This is a genomic window from Peribacillus sp. NPDC076916, assembly GCF_050269675.1.
Lineage (GTDB): Bacteria > Bacillota > Bacilli > Bacillales > DSM-1321 > Peribacillus > Peribacillus aracenensis.
Map to the genome: position 1 here is coordinate 737,843 of NZ_JBNNIU010000003.1, position 22,436 is coordinate 760,278.

23 protein-coding genes and 1 other annotated feature are annotated in these 22,436 nt (G+C 44.1%); of the genes, 19 read left to right on the forward strand and 4 right to left on the reverse strand.

Going from position 1 to position 22,436, the window contains the following annotated elements:
- Position 1: 1 nt before the first annotated feature.
- Positions 2 to 805 carry a septum site-determining protein MinD gene (gene minD, locus ACQKFG_RS13140; protein ID WP_034308862.1) on the forward strand — a complete coding sequence of 268 codons (804 nt, stop codon included), beginning with the start codon at positions 2 to 4 and terminating at the stop codon, positions 803 to 805.
- Between the two features lie 127 nt (positions 806 to 932).
- Here the strand turns inward: minD and ACQKFG_RS13145 are convergent, their stop codons facing one another.
- Positions 933 to 1,376: a S1 domain-containing RNA-binding protein gene (locus tag ACQKFG_RS13145; RefSeq protein WP_192205955.1), complete on the reverse strand. Its 444-nt coding sequence runs from the start codon at positions 1,374 to 1,376 to the stop codon at positions 933 to 935.
- Between the two features lie 258 nt (positions 1,377 to 1,634).
- Here ACQKFG_RS13145 and ACQKFG_RS13150 point away from each other — a divergent pair, with 258 nt between their 5' ends.
- From ACQKFG_RS13150 to pheA, 10 genes are all read left to right on the forward strand, one after another.
- Complete coding sequence (locus ACQKFG_RS13150) at positions 1,635 to 2,384, forward strand: M23 family metallopeptidase (RefSeq protein WP_192205954.1); 750 nt, start codon at positions 1,635 to 1,637, stop codon at positions 2,382 to 2,384.
- Positions 2,377 to 3,243: a M50 family metallopeptidase gene (locus ACQKFG_RS13155; protein ID WP_342614238.1), complete on the forward strand. Its 867-nt coding sequence runs from the start codon at positions 2,377 to 2,379 to the stop codon at positions 3,241 to 3,243. Before ACQKFG_RS13150 ends, ACQKFG_RS13155 begins: the two co-directional genes overlap by 8 nt.
- Before the next feature lie 42 nt (positions 3,244 to 3,285).
- Positions 3,286 to 4,758: an Rne/Rng family ribonuclease gene (locus ACQKFG_RS13160; protein WP_427559730.1), complete on the forward strand. Its 1,473-nt coding sequence runs from the start codon at positions 3,286 to 3,288 to the stop codon at positions 4,756 to 4,758.
- A gap of 75 nt (positions 4,759 to 4,833) precedes the next feature.
- Positions 4,834 to 4,917 (forward strand) — a sequence feature (ribosomal protein L21 leader region).
- A 13-nt stretch (positions 4,918 to 4,930) separates the two neighbouring features.
- Positions 4,931 to 5,239: a 50S ribosomal protein L21 gene (rplU, locus tag ACQKFG_RS13165; RefSeq protein WP_034308849.1), complete on the forward strand. Its 309-nt coding sequence runs from the start codon at positions 4,931 to 4,933 to the stop codon at positions 5,237 to 5,239.
- Between the two features lie 13 nt (positions 5,240 to 5,252).
- Entirely contained in the window at positions 5,253 to 5,585 is a 333-nt protein-coding gene (locus ACQKFG_RS13170) for a ribosomal-processing cysteine protease Prp (RefSeq protein WP_192205951.1), read from the forward strand.
- A 12-nt stretch (positions 5,586 to 5,597) separates the two neighbouring features.
- Positions 5,598 to 5,888: a 50S ribosomal protein L27 gene (gene rpmA, locus ACQKFG_RS13175; RefSeq protein ID WP_061143474.1), complete on the forward strand. Its 291-nt coding sequence runs from the start codon at positions 5,598 to 5,600 to the stop codon at positions 5,886 to 5,888.
- Between the two features lie 537 nt (positions 5,889 to 6,425).
- Positions 6,426 to 6,965 (forward strand): Spo0B domain-containing protein, encoded by a 540-nt coding sequence (locus ACQKFG_RS13180; RefSeq protein WP_427559499.1) that lies wholly within the window; start codon positions 6,426 to 6,428, stop codon positions 6,963 to 6,965.
- A gap of 48 nt (positions 6,966 to 7,013) precedes the next feature.
- Complete coding sequence (obgE, locus tag ACQKFG_RS13185; protein WP_427559502.1) at positions 7,014 to 8,303, forward strand: GTPase ObgE; 1,290 nt, start codon at positions 7,014 to 7,016, stop codon at positions 8,301 to 8,303.
- A 40-nt stretch (positions 8,304 to 8,343) separates the two neighbouring features.
- Entirely contained in the window at positions 8,344 to 8,793 is a 450-nt protein-coding gene (locus tag ACQKFG_RS13190) for an ACT domain-containing protein (protein WP_076364968.1), read from the forward strand.
- 130 nt (positions 8,794 to 8,923) lie between these two features.
- Positions 8,924 to 9,799, forward strand: a complete 876-nt coding sequence (gene pheA, locus ACQKFG_RS13195; protein ID WP_192205948.1) for a prephenate dehydratase — start codon at positions 8,924 to 8,926, stop codon at positions 9,797 to 9,799.
- 517 nt (positions 9,800 to 10,316) lie between these two features.
- Here pheA and ACQKFG_RS13200 read toward each other — a convergent pair.
- Both ACQKFG_RS13200 and ACQKFG_RS13205 read right to left on the reverse strand, forming a co-directional pair.
- Positions 10,317 to 10,847, reverse strand: a complete 531-nt coding sequence (locus tag ACQKFG_RS13200; protein WP_427559506.1) for a transcription repressor NadR — start codon at positions 10,845 to 10,847, stop codon at positions 10,317 to 10,319.
- Positions 10,848 to 10,896: 49 nt separating this feature from the next.
- Positions 10,897 to 12,024 carry an IscS subfamily cysteine desulfurase gene (locus tag ACQKFG_RS13205; RefSeq protein ID WP_427559509.1) on the reverse strand — a complete coding sequence of 376 codons (1,128 nt, stop codon included), beginning with the start codon at positions 12,022 to 12,024 and terminating at the stop codon, positions 10,897 to 10,899.
- Positions 12,025 to 12,126: 102 nt separating this feature from the next.
- Between ACQKFG_RS13205 and nadB the strand changes: the two genes are divergently transcribed.
- From nadB to nadA, 3 genes are read left to right on the forward strand one after another with little or no spacing between them, the layout of a single operon-like run.
- Positions 12,127 to 13,710: an L-aspartate oxidase gene (gene nadB / locus ACQKFG_RS13210; RefSeq protein ID WP_427559512.1), complete on the forward strand. Its 1,584-nt coding sequence runs from the start codon at positions 12,127 to 12,129 to the stop codon at positions 13,708 to 13,710.
- Entirely contained in the window at positions 13,691 to 14,542 is an 852-nt protein-coding gene (gene nadC / locus ACQKFG_RS13215; RefSeq protein ID WP_427559515.1) for a carboxylating nicotinate-nucleotide diphosphorylase, read from the forward strand. Before nadB ends, nadC begins: the two co-directional genes overlap by 20 nt.
- Positions 14,539 to 15,645: a quinolinate synthase NadA gene (gene nadA, locus ACQKFG_RS13220; protein ID WP_260285306.1), complete on the forward strand. Its 1,107-nt coding sequence runs from the start codon at positions 14,539 to 14,541 to the stop codon at positions 15,643 to 15,645. Before nadC ends, nadA begins: the two co-directional genes overlap by 4 nt.
- A gap of 72 nt (positions 15,646 to 15,717) precedes the next feature.
- Here nadA and ypfJ read toward each other — a convergent pair whose 3' ends face one another.
- Positions 15,718 to 16,563: a KPN_02809 family neutral zinc metallopeptidase gene (gene ypfJ, locus ACQKFG_RS13225; RefSeq protein ID WP_427559518.1), complete on the reverse strand. Its 846-nt coding sequence runs from the start codon at positions 16,561 to 16,563 to the stop codon at positions 15,718 to 15,720.
- Positions 16,564 to 16,882: 319 nt separating this feature from the next.
- Here ypfJ and safA point away from each other — a divergent pair, with 319 nt between their 5' ends.
- The 5 genes from safA (at position 16,883) to ruvA (ending at position 22,435) form a co-directional block, all read left to right on the forward strand.
- A complete protein-coding gene (gene safA, locus ACQKFG_RS13230; protein ID WP_427559521.1) occupies positions 16,883 to 19,249 on the forward strand; it encodes a SafA/ExsA family spore coat assembly protein in 2,367 nt (788 codons plus the stop codon).
- The gene (locus tag ACQKFG_RS13235; protein ID WP_192205940.1) at positions 19,239 to 20,186 is read left to right on the forward strand and encodes a phosphotransferase; all 948 of its coding nucleotides are present in this window, start codon (positions 19,239 to 19,241) and stop codon (positions 20,184 to 20,186) included. The genes safA and ACQKFG_RS13235 overlap by 11 nt, the downstream gene beginning before the upstream one ends.
- 102 nt (positions 20,187 to 20,288) lie before the next feature.
- Complete coding sequence (locus ACQKFG_RS13240) at positions 20,289 to 20,888, forward strand: YhcN/YlaJ family sporulation lipoprotein (RefSeq protein ID WP_427559524.1); 600 nt, start codon at positions 20,289 to 20,291, stop codon at positions 20,886 to 20,888.
- A gap of 101 nt (positions 20,889 to 20,989) precedes the next feature.
- Positions 20,990 to 21,499: a BofC C-terminal domain-containing protein gene (locus tag ACQKFG_RS13245; protein WP_427559527.1), complete on the forward strand. Its 510-nt coding sequence runs from the start codon at positions 20,990 to 20,992 to the stop codon at positions 21,497 to 21,499.
- 321 nt (positions 21,500 to 21,820) lie between these two features.
- Positions 21,821 to 22,435: a Holliday junction branch migration protein RuvA gene (ruvA, locus tag ACQKFG_RS13250; RefSeq protein WP_387604455.1), complete on the forward strand. Its 615-nt coding sequence runs from the start codon at positions 21,821 to 21,823 to the stop codon at positions 22,433 to 22,435.
- Position 22,436 lies beyond the last annotated feature (1 nt).

Here is a 22,436-nt window from a genome sequence, read left to right on the forward strand (position 1 = left end):
CGTGGGAGAGGCAATAGTTATAACATCCGGTAAGGGTGGTGTCGGGAAAACGACCACCTCCGCCAATTTAGGAACATCTTTAGCTCTTCTAGGCAAGAAGGTTTGCTTGATTGATACGGATATTGGTCTTCGGAATTTGGATGTGATCATGGGATTGGAAAATCGCATCATCTATGATTTGGTCGATGTGGTCGAAGGGCGCTGTAAGATACACCAGGCGCTCATTAAGGATAAACATTTCGAGGATTTGCTTTACTTGCTTCCAGCTCCGCAAAATAGTGATAAAACAGTGGTGAATGAAGAGCAGATGAGGAAACTCATAAGCGATATGAAGCCTGACTATGATTATGTCATCATTGATTGCCCTGCAGGCATTGAACAGGGCTTCAGGAATGCCATAGCTGGGGCGGATAAGGCAATCATCGTTACGACTGCAGAGAGACCGGCTGTCAGGGATGCGGACCGTATTATTGGCTTGCTTGAAAAAGAAGAGCATATTGAACCGCCTCAATTGATCATCAACCGGATACGCGGCCATTTGCTACATGAGGATGAAGAAATGGATATCGATGGTGTTGCCGATTTTCTTAAGATTGATTTGATCGGCGTCATTCCTGATGATGACCAAGTCATTGTGGCAGCGAATAAAAAGGAACCCATTGCCTATAATCCGGACAATAGAGTTTCGCTTGCCTATCGGAACATTGCCAGAAGGATCCTTGGTGAATCTGTGCCCTTGACTCCAATTGGCAGCGAACCAAAGGGCTTCATGTCCAAATTGAAAAAATTCTTTAGCGTGCGGTAAATCTATATTCTTTTTTCAGGAAGCGGGGTGCATTTGATGCCCTCGCTTATTTTTTATGCTTCTTGCAAAATAAAAAAGGCAAGCCATATTGGCTTGCCTGATCTATATGCTAAAAATGCAGCGCGGTTTATCCGCGTCTTCCGCCTCTTCCGCCGCGTTTTGATTCGGTGCTGCGTTTAAGAGTCGATAAATTTTCTTCACTAGTCTTTAAAAAGCGAACCATTTTATCTTCGAAATTTTCCTTTGGTTGAAAATTACTTTTAGAACGAAAATCTTTAGAACGGCTATCCCCTTGGCGTGGTGGGCGTTTGGTATAAGAAGAGGTTTGCCCTTCGGGTCTATCTATAGCCTTTTTGATGGACAAGGCAGTTTTTCCGTCTTTCTCACTAATCACTTTTACTTCAATTTGGTCGCCTACTTTAAGATGGTCATTTACGTCTTTTACATAGCTATCTGCTACCTCACTGATATGCACAAGACCTGTTGAGCCTCCTGGTAATTCTACGAATGCTCCAAAATTAGTGATACCTGTTACTTTACCTTGTACTTTGCTGCCTATTTCGATTGACATAAAAAAATGTTCCCCCTCAATAATGTTAAAACCACTTTATTATAACAAATTTCGGGGAACAATATCAATCTCAATTATTCGATTTTCTGAATTGATATCGAAATCCCTTTGGAAATTCATAAGTTTGCGGATGATTTTTCATTGAAAAAAATTTTTTCAGGGAAGTGCAGAAAGAAAATCTTTTCTCCGTCATAGTCTGGACAAGTTGCTCATACGCTGTAATATAGCGCTTTGACATGAGCAGGGGGGAAATCTGGAATGGATGATCGCAGGAAAGATATCCGAAATCGTATCGCCAAGAGACGCAAGTTCAATGATAAACCGGCAGGTGGCAGCAGTTGGACGGAGATCAACAATGAAGAACCATATGGGATTGATTCATATAACGGGTATTCCGAGAAAGATCATCCGCTTTTCAAGAAAGAATATTTTTTCTTTAAAATCCTTGCCAGTGTATGCCTGTTCCTGATTATCGCCGTGATGTTCAAACACCCTTCTGTGCGGCTGGACCCTGCCAGAAGTTTTGTCACGGAGAACATGAACAAGGAATTTCAGTTCGCTTCAATCTCCAACTGGTATGAAAGTGCGTTTGGTAAACCGATCGCCTTTTTACCGAAAGAAGCCGATAAGGAAACTGTGGATTCGAATGAAGAATATGCAATGCCAGCCTCTGCGAAGATTACCCAAAACTTCGAGACGAACGGTGAGGGAATCATATTGGAAACGAGCAAAGGCTCAAAGGTCGAGGCCGTCAATGAAGGGGTAGTCATCTTTGCCGGTGAAAAGGAGGGGATTGGAAAGACGGTCGTCATTCAGCATGCCAATAAAAGTGAGTCTTGGTATGGGCAGCTGGAAGGAATTGATGTGAAATTGTATGAGTTCGTTAAAAAGGGCAATGAAGTCGGACAGGTTACACTAAGTGAAGATGGATCCAAGGGAAGATTTTATTTGGCGATAAAAGAAAATGATGCTTTCGTCGATCCTAAAAAGGTGATTTCCTTTGAGTGAATATGGGAAATTACTGTTTAAAATCAGGGTGCACCCGACATTGTGGTTTGTCATTGGCATCGCCATCCTCACTGCCCATTTCGTTGAAGTGATGATGCTGTTGCTCATCGTCTTCATTCATGAAATGGGGCATGCTGTCTGTGCCCAGCATTTCAAATGGCGGATAAAGTCTATCCAGCTGCTTCCTTTTGGCGGGGCTGTCGAGACTGAGGAGTACGGAAATAAGAGTTTGAAGGAGGATTTGGCGGTGGTGCTTGCCGGTCCGCTTCAACATGTTTGGCTCATTGGTGCAGCTTTTTTGCTCTATTTCTTTTCTATCATCCCATATGAGCTGTATCAGCCCTTTTTGTATATGAATCTTATGCTGCTGATTTTTAATCTGCTGCCAATTTGGCCCTTGGACGGGGGACGGCTGCTATTCATCGGTGTATCCCTATACTGCACCTTTCTGGAAGCGCAGAAACATACACTTCACTTTTCTGCAGTATTCGCTGTCCTGGCTTTTGCGACCTGGATCATTCTGGATCCGCTCAATTTGAACATCTGGCTCATCATCTTTTTCATAAGTCTCTCACTGGTCATGGAATGGCGGCAGAGGTATTATGCTTTCATCCGTTTTCTTTTGCAGCGCCATTATGGGCATACGAATGATTTAGCGAAACTGAAGCCGATCTCGGTGGATTCACAAGAACCGATTTTTAAAGTGCTGGAACTGTTTCAACGCGGTTGTAAACACCCCGTCATCATCATGAAAAACGGGAAAGAGACCGGCTCGTTGGATGAAACGGAAATCCTTCACGCCTATTTTTCCGAGAAAATGACAAACGGGAAAATCGGCGACCTATTATATTCTTATTAAATATGTTATCCTTTCTTCAAATTGAGGAGAGGATTTTTTTTGATGAAAAAAATGATCGCGAACTTAGCTTCACGCGAAAAAAGAGTGGCCGTACTTGAGAATGGTGTTTTACGTAAACTTGAAATCATGCCGCCTCAAAAGCGCAGTACGGTCGGCAATATTTATCTTGGGAAAGTGACGAAGGTTTTACCGGGAATGGATGCCGTCTTCATTGATTATGGTGCAGAGAAGAATGGTTTTTTACACCGTGACGAGATTCCCTCTTTCCAGCAGACAAAAAAAACGGATGGGAAAGCATCCATCGGTCAATTTGTCCATCAGGGAGAAAAGCTGCTAGTTCAGGTGACTCGGGATGAAACGGGCACTAAAGGAGCTAAATTGACTGGGCTGATCGAGTTTTCAACAGAATCCCTCGTATACATACATGGAATAGATTATGTTGGTGTTTCAAAGAAATTCAAAAACGATGATCTTCAAAAGCAGTGGCGGGAAACGGCCTTACAGTATAAAAATGCTGATGAGGGATTGATTGTCCGCACCTCGATGGAGAACGAAAGTGAAGCGGTATTCCTTGACAGGTTAACTGGATTGCGCGAGCTCTATAAAGGGCTTGAAGTTAAGGCTGCTTCCCTCAAGGCCCCGTCCATACTCTATGAGAGGGACGCATACCTGGACATGATCATTTCTGAAATGTCGGGAGCGGCGACAGGGGAACTGGCCATCGATGATTTCGAGGCTTATCGGGAGCTGAAAAAGTGGATACAGGAAAACCGTAAGGAGTGGGAAATATCCCATGTATCGGGTCCAAAGAACATTTTTTCCGAATGGAATGTCGAAGCGCAAGTGGAGAAGATGGCCAAGAAAATCGTTTGGCTTGAGAATGGCGGATATTTAATTTTTGAAGAAACGGAAGCTTTCACCGTAATCGATGTCAATTCAGGTAAATTCACCGGCAAGGTGGCGAAGGAAGCTACATTGTTTGCGGTTAATCAGGCTGCGGCAAAGGAAGTCGCCCGTCAACTGAGATTGAGGAATATCAGCGGAATCATCTTGATAGACTTCATCAATATGGACAATTCGCGGCATGAGCAGGAAATCATCGACATCGTCAAAAAGGAAGCGGTGAGAGATGAGAAGCGAATTCAGGTCATCGGCTTTACGGAATTGGGCATTTTACAAATGACGAGAAAACGAACCTCCCCGTCTTTAAGTGAAATGATGTCGGTACCATGCCCGGTGTGCAGTGGAAGCGGTAAAATCGAGAGCCCGGAAACGGTGGCCTTCCGGTTGGAACGGGAACTGCTGGAACACAGGAAGACGGATGATGAAGCGGTCTGGGTGGAGGTCAGTAAAGCGGTGGCGGACGTGCTGCTTGGCGAAAAAGAATCATATCGGCCGACACTGGAGGAATTGATCGCTAAAAAGATTTTCCTATCTTTTATCCCAGGTTCGAGCAATGCCTATTCCATCAAGCGCTTCGGAAGCATGCAGGAAATCGGGCGGGCTTTCAATTGAAGAGCGGGAATTCTAATAAATATATTGACAGCCTTTCCTGTTTCATGATAGGATTTTAATGTTATGTTTGTAGCACCCGTGCTACAACCGCTCAACAACAGGTTTTAAGCTTTTGCCTATCTGGTAAAACGCCTGTGATTGGCGAGTCTGAGACATTTAAGGAGGTGCAAGTATGTACGCAATTATCGAAACTGGCGGTAAACAAATTAAAGTAGCAGCTGGCGAAGCGGTTTACATTGAAAAATTAAACGCAGAAGCAGGCGAAACTGTTACATTTGACAAAGTTTTATTCGTAGGTGGCGAAGACGTGAAAGTCGGTGCTCCACTAGTTGAAGGCGCTACTGTAACAGGTACTGTCGAAAAACAAGGTAAGCAAAAGAAAATCACTGTTTTCAAATACAAAGCGAAGAAGAACAATCGTAAAAAACAAGGTCATCGTCAACCATACACTAAAGTTGTTATCGAAGCAATCAACGCGTAAGGGCTGATTCTAGATGATTAAAGTTGTATTTGATGCTCCGCAGGAACGGATTGCTTCGTTCACCTTAAGCGGACATGCTAATTTTGCTAAAAAAGGTTCTGATATCGTTTGTGCAGGTGTATCGGCTGTTTCCTTCGGGGCAGTCAATGCAATCATGTCCTTAACGGACGTAGAACCTGAGATCGAGCAAGGGAGAGAAGGCGGCTATCTTCGCTGCGTCATTCCGGGGAATCTTTCGCCGGAATCGGAAGGGAAGGTTCAGCTGCTTTTGAACGGCATGCTCGTATCGCTGCAAACCATCGAACGTGATTATGGTAAATACATGAAAATTATCCTCAACCAATAGGAGGTGGAACAAATGTTAAGATTAAATCTTCAGTTCTTCGCTTCGAAAAAAGGAGTAGGTTCTACAAAGAACGGACGTGACTCAATCTCCAAGCGTCTTGGCGCTAAACGTGCAGATGGTCAATTCGTATCTGGTGGTTCTATCCTTTACCGTCAACGCGGAACGAAAATCTATCCTGGTGAGAACGTAGGCCGTGGTGGAGACGATACTCTATACGCTAAAGTAGACGGTGTTGTTAAATTCGAACGTTTCGGACGTGACCGTAAAAAAGTAAGCGTATATCCAGTTGCACAAGAAGCATAATTGGCATCTTTGAACAGAGGCTGACTCAAAAGGGTCTGATTCCTTCTACAAGACACTATATACCGCGTCATTTTTAATAATGGTATGTTATATAGTGATGAAGGGGTCCGGCCCTTTATTTATACTATAGGAACGAACCAGCATTTTGCAGGAGACTTTAGTCATTAGTATAAGGAAAACAACCTCTGACTTACAAAAGGCTCGCCAATAGGCGGGCTTTCTTAAACTTTCAGGGGGAAATCCAAGAATACTCATCCATCCGATTTGGTTAAACCAAATAGACACTCCAATTCAACTATAATATCTCCAATTGGTGCATAAATAAGGCCCATTCTCTTTTTTAGTTCAAATGGCTCTACCATCGTCCAAAGAACTCAGGGTGTGCGGCTGTATTTTTTGGACGGGGGCTTTCATGTGAAGACATGTGAATCAAGCTTCATTTCCTGTTTGTTGTTTTTTTGTTATACTGTACAAATGGAAGTATTCAACATGATAGAGCCGAAAAAAGTTTCTTTATCATAATTGAAGGTGTTAATAATGGATAAAAATTGGACGACTATTGAAACTCTGCGTCAAACCAGGCATGACTGGCTGAATAAAATTCAAATCATCAAAGGGAATCTGGAGTTGAACAGAATCGACCGTGTCAAGGGCATCATCGATGAAATCATTGTTGAAACCCAGAATGAAGCACGCCTTTCCAATTTGAATTTACCTAAGTTCACCGAGATGTTGTTGACGTCGAATTGGAATAATGGATCCTTTTATTGCGAATATGAAATCATTGATGTTTTTGAAGGTTCAACTGAGATGGACGGGCTGATGTATCGCTGGACAAACGATTTCTTTAAAATTCTCGATAAAAATCTCGATCCGTTTTTTGAAAATATACTGGCTGTTTCCATGTGTAAAAAAGAAGTGAGCGATATGCACTGTTCATTTCATATGCAAGGCAGGTTCATTGATCAATCTCCAGTGATCGAGTTTTTGGAAGGTTCATTGACGGCCGAGCAATCAATTGAAATTCTTGAATGTAATGAGGATGAAATATTTTTTAAGATGGATATTAATTTTTAGAGAAGTATACAGCAAGAAATGACTTGCAGAAAACAAGGAAGTGATAGCATGTTTGTCGATCAAACGAAAGTCTATGTAAAAGGCGGAGACGGTGGTAACGGGATAGTTGCTTATCGTCGTGAGAAATTCATACCTAAAGGCGGACCTGCCGGCGGAGATGGCGGTAATGGAGCCGATGTCGTTTTTGAAGTGGAAGAGGGCTTGCGTACATTAATGGATTTCCGTTATCAACGTCACTTTAAGGCACCTCGCGGAGAACATGGCATGTCTAAAAACATGCATGGTGCGGCTGCAAAGGATATGGTCATCAAGGTTCCACCTGGCACCGTTGTCATTGATGATAAGACGAAGGAAGTCATTGCCGATTTAGTTGAGCACGGACAACGCGCCGTTATCGCCAAAGGTGGCCGTGGAGGCCGGGGGAATTCCCGTTTTGCCACACCAGCCAATCCTGCACCTGAAATCGCTGAGAACGGCGAACCGGGCCAAGAACGCGATATAATCATGGAATTGAAACTGTTGGCTGATGTCGGTTTGGTTGGTTTTCCAAGTGTAGGTAAATCCACTTTGCTTTCGGTCGTATCCGCAGCAAGGCCCAAAATTGCCGAATACCATTTTACGACGATCGTACCGAACCTCGGTATGGTGGAAACGGAAGATCACCGCAGCTTTGTCATGGCCGATTTACCTGGTCTGATCGAAGGCGCTTCAGAAGGTGTGGGCCTTGGGCATCAATTCCTGCGCCATATTGAAAGAACGAGGGTAATCGTTCATGTAATCGATATGTCGGGTCTTGAAGGCCGGGATCCATATGAAGACTACCAAACAATCAATAAAGAGTTGGAAGAGTATAACCTGCGCTTGACTGAACGTCCGCAAATCATTGTAGCAAGTAAAATGGATATGCCGGACTCAGAAGATAACTTAGCGGCTTTCAAAGAAAAGCTGGAAGAAGACTATCCTGTCTTCCCGATTTCTGCCGTGACGCGTGAAGGGATCCGTGAGCTTCTTTATGCAATTGCGGATAAAATCGAAGAGACGCCCGAGTTCCCTCTTGAACATGAAGAAGAGAATACAGGAATCCACCGGGTTCTTTATAAACATACATCACAGACTGATGAATTTAACATTGAACGCGAATCAGATGGCAGCTTTGCCGTATCAGGATTCAAGATCGAGCGTCTATTCAAAATGACTGACTTCACCCGTGAAGAGTCCATACGTCGTTTCGCCAGACAGCTTCGTTCATTCGGAGTCGACGAGGGCCTTCGCCAAAAAGGTGCGACGAATGGCGATATCGTCCGTATCCTTGAATATGAATTTGAATTTGTTGATTAATTGTAAACCATGATGGCAGGCAAAAGGAGGCGTGCGGAGTTTGAATAAGGCCGATCAGAAATTTTTCCTCGTTCGAGAGGATGTCCTTCCCGAAGCGATGAAAAAAACGCTGGATGCAAAAGAAATGATTGAACGGGGAAAAGCAGAATCAGTTTGGGAAGCGGTACAGCGGGTGGACCTAAGCAGGAGTGCATTTTACAAATACCGTGACACGGTTTTTCCGTTTCATACAGTTGTTAAGGAAAAGCTGATTACACTGTTCTTCTATCTCGAAGATCGTTCTGGTACTCTATCGGAGCTCTTACGGCTCGTCGCCTCATCCGGTTGCAACATCATGACCATCCACCAAACGATTCCTTTGCAGGGACGTGCAAATGTCACCCTATCCCTTAATACGGGCGGGATGACGATGGATATTGATGATCTGCTCACTAAACTGCGTAAAATGGAGTTCGTCGAAAAAGTCGAAATCATTGGTAACGGCGCATGAAAACAGCCTGTACATTTCAGATGTACAGGCTGTTTTCTTTTGTAAGAGGAAATTAACGATTAAGTATTGTAAAAAATCAGAAAATGGCATAACATAAACAGTAGATTTTCCGTGAGAAGGAGTTTATAATATGACATCAAAAATTGCATTTCTTGGACCAAAAGCAACATTCACGGATTTAGCTGTATCGCGACTATTTCCTAATGATATAAAAATACCGATGAACACGATTCCGGACTGCCTTGATGCTGTTCGGGACGGGGAAGTGAATCACGCGCTCGTGCCGATCGAGAATGCTTTGGAGGGTTCGGTAAATATAACGATGGATTACTTAGTCCATGAAGTCACATTACCGATGAAAGGCGAAGTCACGATTCCAATCCAACAGCATTATATGGTGCATCCGGATCATGCATATCCTGGTTTCAAACCTGACATGGTTTATTCGCATTCCCATGCCATTGCTCAATGCCGCAAATTTCTACATAATGAGCTAAGGGGTGTTCCATATGAGTATGTCACATCCACTGCAGCCGCTGCGAAGATGGTGATGGAGAATCCCGATATCAATATTGCTGCGATTGCAAATGATATGGCTGCGGAAGAGTACGGTTTGACGATTGTAAAACAAAATATTCACGATTACGAACATAATCACACCAAGTTTATCGTCGTATCCAACAGTGAAGTCGACTTTGAAGGGCATTTGACCGTTGAAGGGGACAAGAAAACGACCTTGATGATTCAGCTGCCCGCTGACCACTCAGGGCAGCTGCACCAAGTCCTTTCCGCTTTTTCCTGGAGGAAACTTAACCTTTCCAAGATTGAATCGAGACCAATGAAAACAGGATTGGGCAATTACTTCTTCATCATCGACATCGAAATGTCCCTTGATGATGTCCTCATCCCAGGAGCGATCTCTGAGCTCGAGGCATTAGGATGTACGGTTTCGATCATGGGAAGCTATTCATGCTTTAAAGTCCAAACAGGTATACCACAACGATGAATGAATGGTATAACCTCATCAGAGGTTTATACACTGAATAAGAAGGGTGCCCAGGGAGTATTTCCGGGGCATTTTTTGTGTTCGTTAAGATTGTATTCAAGCGTATGGCGGAGGTACCGCTTTGGAAAGGCATACGAAAATACGGATAACCGGAGCAGGCTTTCCATGCTAAGGAAAATTTGTTGCAGGCGATAAGCGGAATTGCAGAAAGAATAGTGTTCTAGAAAAAGACCAAGAAAAGGATCAAAGGAAGAAGAGCAAGGTAAGGAGCAGGGACTACAAAAATATCAATATCCTTATTTGGAAGAGAAGCCATCTGATGCTGAATTAATCCAAGTGACGGGATGCTGGGTTCAGGCGGTCGGTACCGTCATTCGTCTTATCTGCAGTTGAATAGTAACGAGGAAGAAAACTCCGGGGGAGGCAGCTCAAATGAAAGCAATTCCGTTATGGGTGAGCATAATGGCCAATAAAAAAATCCTCAAAAGATATGGCTTTTGAGGATTTTGCGTTTCTTTCAATCGACTAAAATGCCAGCCTCCCTTAAAGCACACTCCGCTTCGTCGAGCAGTTCTTCAGATGCTGCGCTCAGTGTATGGAGATGAATGCCGCTCGTCAGTTCCGATAAAAAAGATGCTTTCGTTGCCGTCACCCTTGAAAGGAATTGCTGGACTTCCTTCCGGCTGCTGACCATGATGGAAGCGGTTAGGTCGCCGTATACGGGGTGCTCGATTTTGACATCTTTCACCGTGATGCCGATATCCACAAGTAAATATAGCTCTTCTTGGGTCCGGGAAGGATCGTGTTGGCAAGCAATGATCCTTTCCGGCTTTTGCGTGCTCCCCGTTTGTAAGTACAGATAGCCTTGGCTTGTGGCGATGATAGGTTCATTCCGCGCTTTGAGTAGGGTTATGTCACCAACGATAACCTGCCGGCTTACATTCGTTATCTGCGAAAGCTCGCTGCCCGTTACAGGCTCTGCGCTTGTTTGCAATAAATGTAAGAGTTTCGTCCGTCTTTCTTCCCCGAGTAATTTTTTTCTTTCCATAAACATTCACCTCTTTAATTACAAACATTCTAACACAGATTGGAGGGTTTTATCGAATGGCAGCTATTCCTTCGATGCAGTCCGCCAACTTGTGAATGTCGTCGGCCGTCGTGTTTTTGCCAAAGGAAAGGCGGACGAATTGATGGGCTTCATCTTCACTTTTCCCAATGGCCATCATCGTTTTTGAAGGATCCTGTTTACCGATTTGACAGGCGCTTCCCGTCGAAACAGCGAATCCTTTCTGATTTAATTCCAGCATGATGTACTGTCCTTGCAATCCAGCGAAGGTCAGCCCCAGAATGTGAGGCAATTGCTCGTTTTTTCCTTCGATGATTTGAAAATTGATTTTCCTTTCCATTAGCAGTCGGATCAATTGCATCCTAAGTGTGGAAATCCGTTTTCGTTCATCTTCCATGATATCCCCCAATTTCTTGGCAGCGGTTACGAAGGAAGCAACTCCGGGGACATCCACTGTTCCTGGTCTGAAACCATATTCATGAGTGATATTCGGTACCGAAGGCTTCAACTGATGGATGGCCGGGAAAATGACGGCCCCAATCCCTTTTGGACCATAAACTTTATGACTGGAAACGGATAGTCCATCACATGAGGCAGCTATCTTCCCAAGCGGTACTTTAGCAAATGATTGGACACAATCCACATGAAAAAAAGCCTGGTGTTTTCGAACGATTTCACTTATTTGCTCAATGGGTTGAATGACCCCGATTTCCGAATTCACATGCTGGACTATGACCAAGCATGTTTTCTCCGACATACATTCCTGCAGATGTTCAATATCAACCCGGCCATCTTCCAAATGCCGTAAATAAGTAACCTCGAATCCTTCTTGTTCAAGTTTTTCCACGAAATTGGCAAGAGATGCATGTTCAGTTCGGCTTACAATCAAGTGGTTCTGCCAGGAGGGTTTCGAAGCGATGAATGTATTGATCGCAAGCATATTGCTTTCCGATCCGCCGCTCGTAAAGATGATTCCTTCCTTTTTTATGTTCAGCATTTCTGCGAGTTGCTGCCGTGACATATCCAATAAACGTGCCGCCTCAGAGCCAATATCATGCAAACTGCTCGCATTCCCGAAAAATTTCCGGGAGGCTTGGCTGAATACCTCGAGAGCCTCCTCATCAATCGGAGTTGTAGCGGCATAATCCAAATAAATCAAGAAATCACTTCCATCCTTTAATCTAAAAAACTCTTGATAATAGTTTAATAATATGTAAATATAGTTGTCAAGACACCTGTAATAAACAGGAGGAATGAAAGAATGGTAAAAGCGGAAATCATCGTGATAGGCAGTGGGATTGCTGCCTTGAAAACGGCATTGGAAGCAAGTGAACATAAGCATGTGATACTCATCACAAAATCAAATATCCGTCATGGTAATTCTTATTTAGCCCAGGGCGGGATTGCCGCAGCATTATCTGATCGTGACCGAGTATCCTTTCATAAAAAAGATACGCTGGCAGCTGGTCAGCGATATAACAAGGTGAAGGCAGTGGAAAAGCTCGTTGAAGAGGCACCTTCTGTTATAGCTGAACTTATTGATTCGGGTATGCGATTTGACCATGATGATGACGGAACTCTATTGCTTGGCATGGAGGGCGCCCACAGTGAACGAAGAATCCTCCACAGTCACGGGGATGCTACAGGAAAGTACATGATGGAACATCTTATAGGGTGCTTGAAAAAATCATCGATTACTGTGATGGAGAACGTTGCTGCAGTGGAGTTGATCATCGGGCAAGATGATACTTGCATAGGCGTCAAAACATTTGATAAGGCAGGGGAACTTGTTGCCTATCATGCGGAACAGACGGTTTTGGCTACAGGCGGCTGTGGTTCCCTATACCATTTCACTTCAAATTCACAAACGGTTTCAGGTGATGGAATCGCACTTGCATTCAAGGCCGGTGCAAAAGTTCGTGATATGGAATTCATACAATTCCATCCGACCTTGCTTTTTGTGAATGGCAAAGCGAAAGGGCTCGTTTCAGAAGCGGTTCGCGGGGATGGAGCGAGATTAGTGACGGAAATGGGAAGGCCGATCATGGAGGATGTCCATAGCTTGAAAGATCTAGCACCAAGGCATATTGTTGCACAGACGATTTTTTCTTATTTGCAGCGCGGTGAAAAGATATTTTTGGATATTTCGATGATTAAGGATTTTAAAAATCGTTTTCCGACAGTGAGCTCATTATGTGAAAAAAGCGGGCTGGACCTTCATTTGGGGAAAATCCCGGTTGCACCAGGAAACCATTTTCTAATGGGAGGGATTGAAGTGGATGAAGCGGGGCAAACCTCAGTGCCTTTTTTGTATGCAGTTGGTGAAGTGGCATGCACTGGTGTACATGGTGCAAACCGATTGGCAAGCAACTCCCTTCTCGAAGGATTGGTTTTTGGAAATGCGCTTGGCCGTTTCCTTGCTAAAGTCCCGGCAAGGTCGATACCGGAAGAAAAAGAGCAGTCCAAGAGTTCCAGTCAAATTCCCTTTCTACCTGATCTTACGACATTGCGGGAAAAATTAATGAACGAAGCGGGAATCGTTCGAAATGAAACGGGTTTAACTCGACTGAAGGATTATCTTGAGACATTTCCTATCGAAAAATTGCTGCATATGGAAGTAACGGCATTATCGATACAAGAAATAACGAAAATCAACGCCATCATCGTGGCTTGGCTGATTGCCGAATCCGCATTGACCAGAACGGAAAGCAGGGGCGGCCATTTCCGCAGTGACTATCCTGACGAAGATGACGCAAAATGGCTTGAGAATTCGGTTATCCTTGCTTGCACGGATGTAAAAAACCGAGTGAAAGGGAGACGACTTTATGAATATATTGAAGCTTAAGCAGATGCTGCAACAATTTTTAATGGAAGATATAGGGGAATGCGATGTAACGAGTGATACGATTTTTGATCAAGGTGAACAAGGAACTTTGACATTCATCGCCAAAGAAGGAGGGGTCTTTAGTGGAGGGGATGTCATCAAGACGGGATTTGCATTGTTGGATAAGCAAATCGAGGTTTTCCTTTTTGTTCAAGATGGCGAATTTTTCGAAAAAGGACAGCAGCTTGCGAAAATGACCGGCGATATGGCCTCCCTTTTAAAAGGGGAACGGGTAATTTTGAATTTAGTGCAGCGTATGTCCGGCATTGCGACACAGGCTCATAAAGCTGCCATAATTTTGGCGGGGACGAAGACGAGAGCTTGTGATACGAGGAAAACTACACCAGGCCTGCGAATGCTTGAAAAATATGCGGTCCGTTCCGGCGGGGCATTCAATCACCGATATGGTCTTTATGATGCAGTTATGATAAAGGACAACCATATTTCTTTCGCTGGGTCCATAACGAAAGCGGTCCAAACGGTAAAATCCAAACTGGGACATACCATTAAAGTGGAAGTGGAAACGGAATCACCACAACAGGTACTTGAAGCAGTGGAAGCCGGTGCAGATATCATCATGTTCGATAACCGGAGCCCCGAAGAAATCAAGCAACTGATTAAATTGGTTCCCGCCCACATCATAACGGAAGCTTCAGGAGGGATCCATTTAGACAATCTAGCCTCATATCGGGAAACAGGGGTAGATTATATTTCGCTGGGCAGCTTGACGCACAGTGTCAGAGCACTTGATATTAGCGCAAAGGTCAAAGAGCGGGAGGAGATATTGAAATGAATATATTGGAGATGGCTAAAACAGCAGGAAATGCATTGCCTGAAAAATATAAAACGATGACAAAAGAAGAAATGGAGAATCGGGTCCTTGACATTAAGAAACGACTGGGGAACCGTCTTTATATTCCAGGTCATCATTATCAAAGGGAGGAAGTCATTCAATTTTCAGATTCAACGGGGGATTCACTTCAATTGGCCCAGCTTTCCGCGCAAAATCGTGAAGCGGATTATATCGTGTTCTGTGGCGTGCATTTCATGGCTGAAACAGCCGATATTTTGACAGAAGAAGGGCAGACGGTTATCCTACCTGACATGCGTGCAGGCTGCTCCATGGCAGATATGGCGGATATTGAACAAACGGAACGGGCATGGACAAAGCTTCAGGATTTATTTGGCGATACGATCCTTCCGCTAACTTATGTGAATTCCACTGCGGCCATCAAAGCTTTTGTAGGGAAAAATGGCGGGGCGACGGTGACGTCTTCCAATGCACAAGGGATGGTCTCGTGGGCCCTCTCGCAAAAAGAAAGAATCCTATTTCTTCCCGATCAGCATCTTGGGAGGAACACTGCCTTTGACCTTGGGATCCCATTGAATGAAATGGCTGTCTGGGATCCGCATAAAGATGAATTGATCTATGAAGGGGAACTGGAAGATCTGAAGGTACTTCTTTGGAAAGGACATTGTTCAGTCCATGAAAATTTCACTACGGCAAATATTGAAACGCTTAGAGCGGAGCAGCCTGAAATGAATATCATCGTTCATCCCGAATGTCGCCGTGAGGTAGTGGCCCTGTCAGATTATGCGGGTTCGACATCGTACATCATAAATATGATTGAAAAAGCCGAACCAGGCAGTTCTTGGGCAATTGGCACGGAAATGAACCTTGTCAAGCGTCTTATCGCCAATAATCCTGACAAGAACATCATCTCGTTAAATCCGAATATGTGTCCATGTCTTACAATGAACCGGATTGATCTGCCTCACCTGCTATGGGCGCTTGAATCCATTGAAGAAGGTATCATCATCAATCCGATAAAAGTGGAGAAAAGCATTGCGGATAATGCCATCCTAGCATTAAACAGAATGCTGGAGCGCGTTTGAGTCAGTGCTTTCTAAGAGGATTTTGGAGCATAAGAAAAAGGGGGATTAGACCCCCGAAACAGGCAATTACTTTTAAAGGTTATTCGCTTTAAAAGTATTGCCTTCATTCATATCACCCGATTTAAATCCTTTAGTGAACCACCGTTTCCTCTGTTCGGAAGTACCATGCGTGAAGCTGTCTGGCACCACGTAACCTTGTGCCCTTTCTTGGATACGGTCATCCCCCACACCACTTGCTGCATTCAAGGCCTCCTCAAGATCGCCTTCTTCAAGCAAATTCTCTCCTTGGACATGATGTGCCCAAACTCCAGCCAAATAATCGGCCTGTAATTCAAGACGGACAGAAAACTTATTATATTCGGTCTCGCTGACCTTTGAACGATCGGGCATTTCTTTTTCCGTTGTCCCTAAAAGTGTCTGAACGTGATGTCCGACTTCGTGGGCAATGACATAGGCCATGGCGAAATCCCCGGGTGCCTGGAATTCTTGCTTTAACTCTTGATAAAAGCTGAGATCAATATATAGTTTCATGTCACCCGGACAATAAAATGGCCCTACCGAAGAAGCTGCCAACCCGCATGCCGATTCGACACTGCCCGAATACAGGACAAGGTTCGGTTCCTTATATTCCAGCCCATTTTTACGGAATTCTTCTGTCCAGACCTGCTCCGTTTCTGCAAGGACGACAGATACGAACTGCGCAAGTTCCTCCTCCTCATCAGTTTCGACATAAGAGCTGCCATTGTTCGATTCAGTGGAATTCAAGCTGCCTAGCAATTCGCTTGGATTACCGCCAAGGAGCGTCAAGATCAAGACAATTACCAATCCGACACCTCCGCCGATTCCGGCCATGCCTTTTCCGCTCATGCCTCTTTTGTCTTCGACGTTCGTGCTGCCCTGTCTACCTTTCCATTTCATTATTATTACCCCCAGGGATGTAAGATAAGTACCTGAAGACAAAGCCTTAGGTCATTTCCTTTCTTATACCCGGATTTCCCTGAGTTTAGACAGAAGCCTGAAAGATGTGTTTCAGGAATGGAATTCAAAGGGGCGAACTTCCTTTTTTGAGACGTCCCATCATTTATTTCCTCTCCCAAAAAGTACCTTCTATGTCCCTAAATCATTGATCCAATCATAAAAGTCATTTTTCACGCATAAGTTTTCATGATAAAAATAATAGCAATTCACCCACTGCTTCATAGAATATATGGACATATGCACAGGAGGGGTTAACAGCGTGAAAATTCATATAGTCCAAAAAGGCGATACACTTTGGAAACTCGCCAAAAAATACGGCGTCAGTTTTGAAGAACTTAAAAAAGTTAACACGCAATTGAGCAACCCGGACATGATGATGCCCGGAATGAAAATTAAAATACCAGGGACATCCGGAGCAGTAATTAAAGAAACGGGTAAACCAAACGTGAATATTCATTCGGGAATGAAAGAATCCCAAATTCAACCGCAACCGAATCAGTCAGCAAATATGAAAGAGCAGCAAATTATGAAAAAACCGGCTGTTAAAGAACAGCCAAAATTTCAACTGCCGGTAAAAGAACAGCCGAAATTTCAACAGCCTGTAAAAGAGCAGCCAAACATTCAAAAACCAATGAAAGAGAAGCAGATCGTTCCACAGCCGGTTAAGAAAGAGAAGCAGATCGTTCAGCCAAAGCCAATCATTAAAGAGAAGCAAGTAATCGTTCCAAAAGAAGTGCCGGTGCCAATGCCGGTGATTCCGGAGATCGACGTCAATAATTATTATATGGTCAACATGACCAATATGAGTGTGCAAAAGCCTCCAGCACCACCACCTTTACCGAAGAAAAAAGAAAAGCCTGCAGTGACAAAAAAGAAGAAAAAGCCAGCTGTACAGCCAGCTCAGGAATATAGTGAGCCGGTGGATGATTGTATTCCTGTAACGCCAATCTTGCCTGGAAGCGGTTATTGCATTCAGCCGCCACCATGGGCGCATATGCATGGCATGCAAGCACCATATCAAGGTGCACAAGGGTATCAGGCGGCTCCGGAAATGCAAGGTTATCCAATGATGGAAGAGAGCTCTGAAATTATGGAGGAATCTTCTGACATGCAAATGATGGATCAAGGATTCGTCCAAGGGGCGAGCATGAATGCAACAAGCCCGCAACATTATCCATATCAAGCCTCCGCACCGGTTCCGCACCATTATTATGGAGGGATGAATCAACAAGCTCATGCAGCAGGTTCATATATGCAACAAGGTTATGAGTCACCAGGCGAATCGCCTTCTTTATACAATCAAAACTTCCCTCAGCATTATTCCCAGACTGCCGGTGAGGAGGATTGCGGCTGTAATAAGGGGTTACTTGGAACTTATGGGCCGGAAGTGAAGGGGCAGTATCAAGGGAACAAGAAAATGGATGCCAATGCACATCACCATCCAGATTATCACCAATATCAATCCGTTCAATCACATGCCCCATACCCAGGGGTGTCACCAAAAGAGTCTCAGATGGGAATAGCGATGCCATCCCAATATGAAGATGAGTCAGAAGAATCATATGATGGATTCATGATGATGGGCGGCCAAAACCCAGGTCAGCCGGGTATGATGATGGGCGGCCAAAACCCAGGTCAGCCAGGTATGATGATGGGCGGCCAAAACCCAGGCCAGCCAGGTATGATGATGGGCGGCCAAAACCCAGGCCAGCCAGGTATGATGATGGGCGGCCAAAACCCAGGTCAGCCAGGTATGATGATGGGCGGCCAAAACCCAGGCCAGCCAGGTATGATGATGGGAGGCCAAAACCCAGGCCAGCCAGGTATGATGATGGGAGGCCAAAACCCAGGCCAGCCAGGTATGATGATGGGCGGCCAAAACCCAGGTCAATCAGGTATGATGATGGGCGGCCAAAATCCAGGTCAGCCAGGTATGATGATGGACGGCCAAAACCCAGGCCAGCCAGGTATGATGATGGGCGGTCAAAACCCAGGTCAGTCAGGTATGATGATGGGCGGTCAAAATCCAGGTCAGTCAGGTATGATGATGGGCGGCCAAAACCCAGGCCAGCCAGGAATGATGGGCGGCCAAAACCCAGATCAGCCAGGTATGATGATGGGCGGTCAAAACCCAGGTCAGTCAGGTATGATGATGGGCGGCCAAAACCCAGGTCAGTCAGGTATGATGATGGGCGGTCAAAACCCAGGTCAGTCAGGTATGATGATGGGCGGTCAAAACCCAGGCCAGCCAGGAATGATGCCGGGACAGTTTGATGGTCAGCCAGGAATGATGCCGGGACAGTTTGGTGGTCAGCCAGGAATGATGCCGGGACAGTTTGGTGGCCAGCCAGGAATGATGCCGGGACAATTTGGTGGCCAGCCAGGAATGATGCCGGGACAATTTGGTGGTCAGCCAGGAATGATGCCGGGACAGTTTGGTGGTCAGCCAGGAATGATGCCGGGGCAATTTGGTGGTCAGCGAGACATGATGCGCGGCCAGCTTGGTGGTCAGCCGGAAGCTATGTTACCTGGACAAATGGGAGGCCAGCCAGGCCAATTCGGGGGCGTCCGTGCGCCTGAAACATTTGGGATACCGACATATGTAGATGAAAGCGATGACTACTAATTATCAAGGAGACAGTGTTTTTAACACTCGTCTCCTCTCTTATTTAAATCGTAAGCCAAAGAATGTCCACCATATTCAAAGCAGTGTCTATTTATTAACTTTTGAAAAGGGTCATCCTATGATCCTTAAAGGATTCGACAGTTTTGAAAAATGGGATCGGCAAAGGGAATTGACTTCTTTGTTAAAACAAAAGGGGTTTCATCAAACGTATTATATTCATCAGAATCTAATGCCCTTTCAATTTAAAGGGAAATGGTATGGCAGTATGGACTATTTTCCGCCGAGTAAGAAAAAATTCAAATACTCCAATCATAAGGACCGCTTAGAGGGCATTCAGTTACTGGAAAGCTTCCATGATGTGTCGGAACATGTCTCCATTAACGCTCCAGTGTTCAATCAATCAAAAAAGTGGAAAGAACGCTTATCACTATTTAAAAAGAACTTTTCTTATGTTCGCCAATATGTTTCCGAAGATATTATCAAGGAATGGATTAGATGGGGGGAATGGTCGCTAGAGGGGTTTGATAAAAATCAGTCTTTATGGAATAAGGAAAAGAAAGTCATCATTCATGGTGATTGTGCCCACCATAATTTCTTGCGGAGAGCGGACGGCACTTTGACGTTAATCGATTTTGATTTAATGGCGAATGCCCCGAGGTGCATTGATTATTTACAGTATGCAAATCGTATTTTGCCTCATTTGGGAGATGCGGCCACCGAAATGTGGGAAGTTCCGCAATTGCAAAGGTATCAGTCAGACCCGGCCTTTTTATATGCTTTAACTTATCCTACCGATATTTTCCGTGAATGGAATCGTCTTAATAAAAGTTCTTCCCAGATTCATTCGGTTTGGAAAATGTCCGTGGAAGGATTTTCGAAGCGAATGGAGATGAATGAAAAATTGAAGGAAAGGATTTCTTCCCTTAATAGGAATTAAAACGGGTTTTTGGCCGTATCTTACAGAGTACATTTCCCGTTCGACACCCATGCTAATTATGAGCGGAATATAGCTCATTCTATTGCAATGGGAGGGTTATTGGTGCAGAAAATAAAATGGGCACATCCGCTTTGTACGGTATTGGCTGTCGTCAGTTTGGTTGGATGTGCTAATAATGATACAGCGGAAAATGAAAAAATAACGAATGATACAGGGTACCATGAAAAAGATGCATTGGTACGCAACATCAATTATGAGAATATGGTGCAAGGTTTATACAATAAAGATGATGCGTACAGTAAGAGTGACCGTAACTACCATGGACATGAAAGTAAACCGCTTAAGGCAAAATCATCTTATTATAATTCTTATGAAGGTACTTTTGCCGATCAAGTTAATGGTATCGCCAAGAAAGCGGAGCCGGTCATCGATGCCAGGACAATCATTATGAAAGATGAAATGCTGGTCGCTTTGCGGCTTGATGACTACAGCCATGCAAATGATGTTAAAGAGGGAATCAGGAGGGAAATCGAACCCCTTACAAATGGCCGCACCCTATATGTAACCACCGATGAAGGTGTCTATTTCAGGACGATGACACTTGATAACAATCTTCGGGATGGCGATACGCGGGAAATGATCATTTTGGATGCCAATGACATGTTCGATAACCTTAACATTCACGAAAAGCACTTAAAATAACAAGTGGGCTGACCCAATATGGAGTCAGCTCTTTTTGATTTTTTTCTGGTTAATAATCCTTATTTGGGGTCAAACTACATAAAAAGTAAACGCCTTAAGAGGTGAATATATTGATTAATCAACTTAGAATCCAATTTTTCATGACGCTTTTCATATTGCCAATTTGCCTAACCGTTTTTGCGGAAGAAACCGTTCAAAAGGAAAATGATCCTATTGAAAGGAAGGTCATTCTTCAGCGTATGTATCTGGATGGTGAATTAAGTGAAGAGAAATTGACAGAAACAATTTGGTCGATGGAGGACTTTTGGTCAAAATATGAAGGATGGATAGTGGTCGATCAAAATGAAGAGCAGATTGTCATGAAGAAAATTGAAAATGACATATCGCCGCTTTTAAAAGCGAATGGTTACCTTGGGATGAGGGAAGATGGTACGTTATCCATTTTTATCGGAAGGCCCGAGCACGCCAAGATCATTCATACTTTCTACCAAATAGACGTTGGTAAACTTGAAGCATACAAGCAGGAGGAACTGCAAAAAGGGATTCCAATCATGAATAAAGACCAATATAAACAGCTCATTAAAGAATATGAGCCATATTCGGTAAACTAGGATGGGATGATACCCACCCTTCAGACTGTAGGTAAACTCGATGAAAATCGGGTTTGTCTGCAGTTTTTTTAGGGTTAGTGCTATGTGAACGTTGACTGCTGTCACTCGCTTTCCCCGCGGGAGTCCAGTACACCCGTTCCAATTAACTTGTTTAAAATTTAGGTAGAACCCCAATTGTCTACGAATGGATAATACCCAAATGTAATGAAACGGGATATCCTCCATTGTAAAAGTCTTTGCGCCCACTAAATAACTTTTAATGAACAACGCTTCTTTTTATGATAAAATGAGAGGTACAGCAAAATCAGGGAGAGAATGAATTTGTATGATTATATAAAAGGCAAGGTCGATTATATTGGACCTGAATACATAGTTGTGGAAAATGGGGGAATCGGATATCAAGTGATGACACCGAATCCTTTTATTTTTTCCGCTCAATTCCAGAAAGAAATTCAAGTTTTCTTGTATCATTATGTTCGTGAGGATATGGTCGCATTATACGGGTTTCAGACTCGTCAAGAAAAGGCGTTATTCACAAAATTATTGAATGTAACGGGAATCGGGCCGAAGGGTGCTCTAGCCATATTGGCATCAGGCCAGGTTGATCAGGTGGTACAGGCGATCGAAAATGAAGATGAATCGTTTTTGGTGAAATTCCCGGGAGTCGGAAAGAAAACGGCACGGCAGATGATTCTCGATTTAAAAGGGAAACTTGAGAACATTATTCCGGATGCGTTTCCAAGCTTGTTTAACGAAGGAGTAACGGCTGCACTCAGTCCAAATGGCTATACGGAGGAATTGGATGAAGCCATTCTTGCATTGAAGGCTCTTGGTTATTCTGAAAAGGAAATCCAAAAGGTTGCCAAGAAATTGCAGGCTGAAGATATGACGACCGAGCAATATATTAAGAAAGCATTGCAAATGATGTTAAGATAAG

Excerpts from the sequence above, each read along its gene's own strand:
- ACQKFG_RS13145 (WP_192205955.1), bottom strand. The coding sequence starts at position 1,376 with ATGTCAATCGAAATAGGCAGCAAAGTACAAGGTAAAGTAACAGGTATC.
- ACQKFG_RS13150 (WP_192205954.1), top strand. The coding sequence starts at position 1,635 with ATGGATGATCGCAGGAAAGATATCCGAAATCGTATCGCCAAGAGACGC.
- ACQKFG_RS13160 (WP_427559730.1), top strand. The coding sequence starts at position 3,286 with ATGAAAAAAATGATCGCGAACTTAGCTTCACGCGAAAAAAGAGTGGCC.
- rplU (WP_034308849.1), top strand. The coding sequence starts at position 4,931 with ATGTACGCAATTATCGAAACTGGCGGTAAACAAATTAAAGTAGCAGCT.
- ACQKFG_RS13170 (WP_192205951.1), top strand. The coding sequence starts at position 5,253 with ATGATTAAAGTTGTATTTGATGCTCCGCAGGAACGGATTGCTTCGTTC.
- rpmA (WP_061143474.1), top strand. The coding sequence starts at position 5,598 with ATGTTAAGATTAAATCTTCAGTTCTTCGCTTCGAAAAAAGGAGTAGGT.
- ACQKFG_RS13180 (WP_427559499.1), top strand. The coding sequence starts at position 6,426 with ATGGATAAAAATTGGACGACTATTGAAACTCTGCGTCAAACCAGGCAT.
- obgE (WP_427559502.1), top strand. The coding sequence starts at position 7,014 with ATGTTTGTCGATCAAACGAAAGTCTATGTAAAAGGCGGAGACGGTGGT.
- pheA (WP_192205948.1), top strand. The coding sequence starts at position 8,924 with ATGACATCAAAAATTGCATTTCTTGGACCAAAAGCAACATTCACGGAT.
- ACQKFG_RS13200 (WP_427559506.1), bottom strand. The coding sequence starts at position 10,847 with ATGGAAAGAAAAAAATTACTCGGGGAAGAAAGACGGACGAAACTCTTA.
- nadB (WP_427559512.1), top strand. The coding sequence starts at position 12,127 with ATGGTAAAAGCGGAAATCATCGTGATAGGCAGTGGGATTGCTGCCTTG.
- nadC (WP_427559515.1), top strand. The coding sequence starts at position 13,691 with ATGAATATATTGAAGCTTAAGCAGATGCTGCAACAATTTTTAATGGAA.
- nadA (WP_260285306.1), top strand. The coding sequence starts at position 14,539 with ATGAATATATTGGAGATGGCTAAAACAGCAGGAAATGCATTGCCTGAA.
- ypfJ (WP_427559518.1), bottom strand. The coding sequence starts at position 16,563 with ATGAAATGGAAAGGTAGACAGGGCAGCACGAACGTCGAAGACAAAAGA.
- ACQKFG_RS13235 (WP_192205940.1), top strand. The coding sequence starts at position 19,239 with ATGACTACTAATTATCAAGGAGACAGTGTTTTTAACACTCGTCTCCTC.